Source organism: Bacteroidota bacterium, assembly GCA_034723125.1.
Taxonomy (GTDB): domain Bacteria; phylum Bacteroidota; class Bacteroidia; order CAILMK01; family JAAYUY01; genus JAYEOP01.
On sequence record JAYEOP010000524.1, the window covers coordinates 1 to 7,868 of the forward strand.

Below are 7,868 nucleotides of genomic sequence, written 5' to 3' on the forward strand. Positions count from 1 at the left end.
GTAGAAGATCGCTAACAGTTACCATTTTTAGGACAATTATTTTGCAAATTCCTGTTGCTTACTTATTTGCCATAGTTCTAAATCTCGGACTTGAAGGAGCCTGGTACGGAATTTTAACAGGAAACTTTTTTGCTGTTATTTTTACATTTTTATGGGGGAAACATACGGTAGAAACAATTATTCCTAATGAATAAGGAGACAAGCTATAAATATTTTTTTATACCGAATGTTTTGGGATAAGAAAAGATGTTGGCAAAATCTTGGGAATTGTCAAGCCTATCAACTTAGACTATCAGGCACATCTTCTTTACAAAATGTGCCTGAACTTTTCATTACAATTTAATCATTTTCAAACTATCTTTTATTCGCTTTTTTTTCATGCCCTGTTCCATATTGTGCAATTGAACTAAAAACACAAAACAAGAACAATACTGTTATAAATAATGTTTTATTCATTTTTCTTTATTTTAAAAGTGTTATTGAATAGGTGCTATCATAAGCAAATCGAATCATTCCGTTAAATTTATTATAATACATAGTATCCTTATAATTATTCCATTCATTGACAGGAGGAAGAGGATGAACTCTGTAGAATCTCATTCCAAGAATTCTGAACTCAGTAATAAAACCTGACATTGATGAGTAATCAATAAAAAAAAGAGACTCTAAAAACCTTTTATTTTTATAAAAAACTTCGAGTTCTGAACCTCCCTCACCTTCAACAAATAATTTAAAACAAATAATTTCAGAATTGACTTTATCTTTAAATTCAATGGAGTATGCATCATAAATATCATCATGCTGGCAGCCATAAAAATCATAGTCGGTTTCAATGATTTCGTAATATTTTTTTCCTTGCCCAATAAATGTTACTGTATCAGTATCGCTTTGTGTTATTCTCAAGAATTTCAGTGTATCAAAACCATGATATGGGATTTTAAGAGTATCTTCCTCAAAGTGATAATAGGTTTTTACTACTCCATCAGGCCAATTATCGCATTCTGTTGTTTCGGGTCCGCAATTGCAAAAAAATATTATCAATACAACTGCAATGCTTACTGTAAGTAGTTTTAGTATTTTTAATTTTGTTTTCATTTTATAAAATATTAAGAGATTATAAAAAACATAAAATTAAGGAAATATTTTTAATAACCAATTATACATTTATTTTTGCTTTTATTTTGTTCGTTGAATGTTAAAAGTGAAAAATTACCGATTACCAATTACCAATTACCGATTACCAATTACCAATTACCGATTACCGATTACCGATTACCAATTACCGATTACCAATTACCGATTACCAATTACAAGTGTTGAGTATTGTTTATTATCTTTGTAGGATAAATAATTTTTGTTTAACCTTATTAAATCTCATTTATTTTGTTTTTGTTATTAATTAGAATAGTAGAAAAATTACTGATAATTTATTTTTCGACCTACTTTCTTATTGATATTATACTTTTTCTCTATTCTATTTTTAGCTTTAGAAAAAAGAGAAAAACACATACCGAAGAATTTAACTATAAAAATCATTCTATTTCAATAATTGTTCCTGCGTATAATGAGTCTGTTTCAATTGTATCATGTGTGAATATGCTGTTAGAAGTAGATTATCCGAATTTTGAAGTAATTGTTGTTAATGACGGTTCAAAAGATAAGACAATGGATGTAATGAAAAATGCATTTGATTTTTCAGAAAAACAACAAAGTAAAACAACATTAGTAACCAAACAAATAACTAAAGTTTATTTTGAAAAAAATAAAAATCTAATACTTATTGACAAAGAAAATGGAGGAAAAGCAGATTCGATAAATGCAGGAATTAATTATTCAACTAAAAAATATATTTGTACAATTGATGCGGATTCAATTCTTGATTCACAGGCATTAAAAAAAGTTATAGAGCCATTTATCCTTGACCCTGATAATTTTGTTTCAGGCGGACAGCTTGCAGCATCAAATGATGTTGTTTTAAGACATAACAAAGTTGTTGCCTCAAAAATGCCTCGTAATATTTGGGTGTTATGGCAAATTATTGAATACATTAAATCTTTTATGATTTCACGTATCGGACTAAGTAAAATCAATTCTTTACTTATAATGTCAGGTGCATTTTCTATTTATAAAAAGGATGACCTTGACAAAGTTGGTGGCTTTTTGACAGAACACAACAAAGATACTTACATTGAAAAATCCATTGGTGTCGGACACAAAACAGTTTGTGAGGATATGGAAATTGTTGTTAGATTATGGCGTTATTTTAAAGAAAACAAGAAAAAAGCAAAAGCGACATTTCTCCCTCAGCCTGTTTGCTGGACAGAGATGCCTGATAACGCAATAAATCTTTACAAGCAAAGATCAAGATGGCAAATGGGCTTGGCAGAAACTTTAAAAATTCATCGCAAACTTGCTTTTGAACCCAAATACGGAAGTATAGGATTAATTGCATTTCCTTATTATTTCTTGTTTGAATTGCTATCTCCTGTTATTAAAATTTTTACAATATTTTTTATATTTTTTGCCGCTTACGTAGGCACACTTAATCTCGGATGGGTTTTGTTATTAATTGTAAGCATTACCTTAACAACGGCAATTATCATGAGTTCAATTACCGCAATTATTGAAAATTGGAGTCAGGGTAAAATTGTTGCAAGCAGAGATGCATTAAGATATAAAAGCTTTGGCAACTGGATGTGGTTATTATTTATGGGAATTATCAGTGATTTTTCTTATGCATTTTTCCGAATGTATGCCCAATTTATCGGAATAATAAAATTCTTTCAAAAGAAAAGTGAATGGAATAAATTTGAAAGAAAAGGAGTTAAAACAGAATAATCAAAATTGATGAAGAAACTAATTATAACAAGCATATTAATATTTTTAACTTTAGGATTATTTGCTCAGCAAAACAATAAAGAATATTGGCGTAACCTTGCTTACAAAGCAAAATTAAAAGGCGATATTGAAACTTCAATAACTAATTACAAAAAAGTTTTAAAAATTGATAGTGAAGATTATGACGCAAAACTAGCTTTAGCGTTTTTGTACTATGATAAAAACAATTTCAAGCAATCTTTGAATTATTATAAACTGATTTATAAAAATGACAATAAAGATGTTGAAGCCATCAATGGTTTTGGAAGGATATATCACAAACAGAGCAAATACAACAAAGCATCATTTTATTTCCAAAAAGCAATTAATTTATTGCCAAGCTATATGCAACAATACTTTGATTTGGCACAGGTCTATATCGAAAAAGGTAATTTGGACTCTGCACGGATAACATATTTTCAAATAATTAATAAGGACAATACTTACGCTGAAGCATGGGCAGGAATAGGCAAAATGTACTACTGGGAAAATCGTCCGGATATCGCTTTAAAATATTATGAAAAAGCAATATCGCTTGACTCGAGCAATGAAAAATTCAACAAAATTTATAAAGATATTAAAAACGAATTAGCATATTCATTTTCTGCAACTTTAAAAAAAATTAACGAGCAAGAAGAAAGTTATGAAATAAACGCTATTGTTCAAAAATATAGTTTTAATAAAAGACTCAATGATAATTTTGCAATTTCACTAAACACTATGTTTGATTATTCCGACAGAGACTTTGCAAATGATATTGGAGATACAGGCAGGTGCTACGATAATTCGTGGGCAAAATTTAGCTGGATTACCTCAAATAATAAAGTTAGTGCGTATTTCGGATACAGCAAAAGCGATTCGCGTGCTACGTCTTATGGAATTAATTGCTTGTCTTCTTTTCATATATCAAAAATAAAATTTAAAAACTCATTTACGGCAGGCTACGATTATTTTTATTATTGGAATCAAGTTGGAAAAAATTCCATTTCAAATTCACTTACAACATCATTCAAAAAATTTAGTTTAAAAACTAATTACATGTATGGAGTGGTTGATAAAAACTATATTTCAGATTATTACGCAGATAAATATGACACATTAACAAACCCTCATCAATCTTATTTAATTTCATTGAATTACAAAATTTTCAAAAATCCCAAGACTGTTGTTGCAATAAATCATTCCTTCCTTGATTTTGAATACAAATCTCCTTTATATTACACCCCTTACGAACGAGTGTTAAATGGCATTTCCCTGTCATCCTATTATTCTATCAAAGATTTTTATTTCTATTTAAATTTTGCATATAACATTGGATATGAAACTTATTATGAAGAAAATACAAGCGGAAGTGGAAATAAGTTTAACAAACTTTCTTTAACAGACATCAATAGTTGGAATGGCGGATTTGAAACAGGATATAATTTAAAAAAACTAAGTTTTTCAATTGGTGGAAGCCATTACGATAATCCGTATTATAAAAACACAATAGCATATTTTTCACTTAAGGTAGTATTATAATGAAATGGAAATATATAATAATTATTGTACTCATTGCTTTTCTTACAGTAACGGTTTACAAAATGATGCGTTATGAAGAGACTATCAGAGAAGAAAAGATTATTAAAATTCAAATTGAAGATGAAACAAAACCCCTAATTACACCTATTCCTGATGAACAGTTAAAGAGGTTTTCAAAAGAAGCTGATTATTATTTTATCTCTAAAGGTGATTATTTTAAAACCCTGAATACAAGATTTGAATATGATAAAAAGGTAAATTATTGGGAGGAAATATTTTTGAAAGGTGTAAATATTGGTGTTGCAACTCCCGGAAAATTTCCCGCAGAATTTTCACTTTCTTTTGAGCAATACTTGGAATGGTTTAAATTAATTGGAGAAATGAATTCCAATGTAATTAGAACATACACTATTTTACCACCTGAATTTTACAATGCATTTGCATATTACAATTTTCACAATCAGAACAAAAAACTTTTTCTGATGCAAGGAGTTTGGGCAAAAATTCCTGATGATGAAAATTATTTCAACGCTCAATATACAAGGGGTTTTCAAAAAGAAATTATTGATGTTATTGACCTGATTCATGGAAAATCTGTAATTAATGAAAAATCGGGACATGCCAATGGAACTTATGCCTGTGATATTTCGAAATATGTAATTGGAATATTATTAGGTCGCGAATGGGAACCAAAAGCTGTAATTGAAACTAATCACTTAAACAAAATCAATCATTATTCAGGCAAGTTTATTTCAATGAATCAAGGAACAGCAATGGAAGCTTGGTTAGCCAAAATGATGGATTTTACAGTTCTTTACGAAACACAAACATACAAAGCACAACGACCTATATCTTTTGTAAATTGGTTGCCACTTGACCCGATGTTTCATAATTCGGAATTTATTGAGAACAAAAAAATTCGTGAATATGACAATGATATTGAAAGTATTGATTTTAGAAAATTCCATTCTACGGATTTGTTTTATCCCGGCATTTATGCCGCATACCACGCTTATCCCTATTATCCCGATTTTATTTATTTACAAAAGAATTATGCTAATTCAACAAATAAATATGGACAAAAAGATAATTATTTTGCTTACCTAAAAGACCTAAAAAATCATTGTAAAGGAATACCTTTGGTTATTGCCGAATACGGATTACCCTCAAGCAGAGGCAACAGTCATTACACACCACTTGGATTTAATCAAGGTGGGCATAGTGAAAAAGAACAAGCAGAACTTTCAATTCTATTGACAAAAGATATCTTTGATACAAAATGTGCAGGAGCAATTTATTTTGAATGGATTGACGAATGGTTTAAACATAATTGGTTGGTAATGGATTTTGAAAAACCATACCACAATAGAAAACTATGGCATAACATGGAAAATCCAGAACAAAATTTTGGTATTTATGCTTATGAATCGCGAACAAAAACAATTGACGGAAAATTAAATGACTGGAAAAATATTAAAATTCCAAAAAATAAAATCTCTGTAAATGCAGATGCAGATGCAGGATATTTTTATTTGATGGCAGGAATACCCGATTTTGATTTTAGTAAAAACAACTTATACATTGCAATTGATATTTTTGATAAAAATCAAGGCGACCACCGTTTACCTTTTTTAAAAAAAGAAATTGAAAATGGTATCGAATTCCTTGTAGAGTTTTATTCTATGGATAATGCTAAAATTCTTGTTGACGATAAATATTCTGTTTACACTAATATTTACAATAGCGTCATCCCTGTTTATGCTTCAAAAAATAATAATAACGGAATTTTTATTGAACAAAAACTAATGTCAAACCGTGCTAAAGAAACATTGTTTGGAAATATTATTGACTCCATTTTACACAACAGGGGAAACCTAATTCATGGCAACAGTAGTTTGGCAAAAAGTTCAAATAGCGACTGGTATTGGGATTATACTTCCAAAACCCTTGAACTCAGACTTCCATGGCATTTATTAAATGTTAGCGACCCTTCGGGAAGATATGTTTTGGATGACATAAAAAATACAGCGGATATTGAATACTCAAAAACAGATGGTTTTAATATTTATCTTTTTGTTACTGACAAAAATAATAATGTAATTACCCGCTATCCAAAAAGAAAGGCTTACAATTTTTCGTGGGAAACATGGGAAACACCTCAATTTAAAAGAAGATTAAAACCCATTTATAAAAGTCTTGGAAATTATTTTTACCTATTAAACCCTCCTGAAATCCCACAAGACTTTAGTAGCAAAGCCGAATCATTCAGGATTACAGACTTTTACAATAACAAAAAAGGAGCAATTTCCATAAGCTTTGTTGATGCGGGCTATACTCAATTAAAATATGCACTTCCTCAATTGGAAAAATATTATTTAAACGCAAGCTTTGGAATTATTGAAAATTCTTTAGAAGAAAATCCAAGACTTTTAGCCGATGAAGGTAGCTTTAAAATAAAAAGACTCGGAATAAATGATGTTCAAAAATTAGTTGTAAAAGGCAACGAAATTGTTTTACAAAGAACAATTCAAAGCTCTGAAAATTTGAGTGAAACAAAAAAAATATTTGAACACAAAACAGCAACAATTATAAAAACAATTCATTTTTCTGCTCATGCAAAAAGAAATATTGAAAATAAAACATTAGAAAACTTAGGGATTTTATTTGCAAAAAGTAGATTCAATAATAATTTTTATAACAACATTAATTCTTTGAATTACTATTCACTTCAATCAATTATAATTTCGGATAAATATCCATCTCAATATGAATTTGATAGTATTATTGCAAATGGCAAAGGAAAATGGATAATTTTTTCTTACCACCACCTTTTCCCTGTATCAAGTAAAGAATACAAATTATTTGAAAGTGGAAAATATAAAAATACATACTCAATAAGTCCGAAACAATTTGAAAGGCAAATACGATTAATTAGAAATTCGGACTATTGGATAGCTCCTATTTCAACGATTGGAAAATATCAGAAAGAAAGAGAAAACTCAACAATCAGAACTACAAAATATTCTAATTTGACATTTTTAAGTGTAATAAATAAATTGGATAAAAAAAATTATAAGCAGCCATTAACAATTGAATATATCACTTCTTCAAAAAAAATAAGAGTTACAGGAAGTGTTGCCGATGGCATTTACAACAACAGGGAAGGAAAAATTTATTTAAACGTTTTACCAAATAAAGAAGTAACAATTGAAATTTTAGATTGATTATGAAAATATTACTTTTGAAAAAATATTATTCGCTTCTATGTTGATTTGTGTGGGTAAAAAAAATTAAAGCCACAGATTCACAGATTAGAAAATTACTCTTTTTGTGATCTGTGAATCAAATTTGATTACCCACAGTATTTGACATAGAACTAAAAATGATTACAGAAATGAGAAAAATGAAAGCACTATTTATAATAATATTAACATTATTTCTTCTTCAATGTACAAATGAAAAGACAAAAA

The 7,868-nt window shown here is 28.9% G+C and carries 5 protein-coding genes; 4 read left to right on the forward strand and 1 reads right to left on the reverse strand.

The window, feature by feature from the left end:
- Positions 1-194 (forward strand): MATE family efflux transporter (locus U9R42_13535; protein MEA3497043.1); only part of this gene is annotated, 194 nt, incomplete at its 5' end.
- Between the two features lie 268 nt (positions 195-462).
- On the opposite strand, the gene U9R42_13540 is transcribed toward U9R42_13535, so the two are convergent.
- On the reverse strand, positions 463-1,095 hold the full coding sequence (locus U9R42_13540) for a hypothetical protein (GenBank protein MEA3497044.1): 633 nt from the start codon (positions 1,093-1,095) through the stop codon (positions 463-465).
- 288 nt (positions 1,096-1,383) lie between these two features.
- Between U9R42_13540 and U9R42_13545 the strand changes: the two genes are divergently transcribed.
- The 3 genes from U9R42_13545 to U9R42_13555 are packed head-to-tail and all read left to right on the forward strand — an operon-like array spanning position 1,384 to position 7,622.
- Positions 1,384-2,838 carry a glycosyltransferase gene (locus U9R42_13545; GenBank protein MEA3497045.1) on the forward strand — a complete coding sequence of 485 codons (1,455 nt, stop codon included), beginning with the start codon at positions 1,384-1,386 and terminating at the stop codon, positions 2,836-2,838.
- A gap of 9 nt (positions 2,839-2,847) precedes the next feature.
- A complete protein-coding gene (locus U9R42_13550) occupies positions 2,848-4,398 on the forward strand; it encodes a tetratricopeptide repeat protein (protein MEA3497046.1) in 1,551 nt (516 codons plus the stop codon).
- Entirely contained in the window at positions 4,398-7,622 is a 3,225-nt protein-coding gene (locus U9R42_13555) for a hypothetical protein (protein MEA3497047.1), read from the forward strand. The genes U9R42_13550 and U9R42_13555 overlap by 1 nt, the downstream gene beginning before the upstream one ends.
- Positions 7,623-7,868: the final 246 nt, after the last annotated feature.

Excerpts from the sequence above, each read along its gene's own strand:
- U9R42_13540 (MEA3497044.1), bottom strand. The coding sequence starts at position 1,095 with ATGAAAACAAAATTAAAAATACTAAAACTACTTACAGTAAGCATTGCA.
- U9R42_13550 (MEA3497046.1), top strand. The coding sequence starts at position 2,848 with ATGAAGAAACTAATTATAACAAGCATATTAATATTTTTAACTTTAGGA.
- U9R42_13555 (MEA3497047.1), top strand. The coding sequence starts at position 4,398 with ATGAAATGGAAATATATAATAATTATTGTACTCATTGCTTTTCTTACA.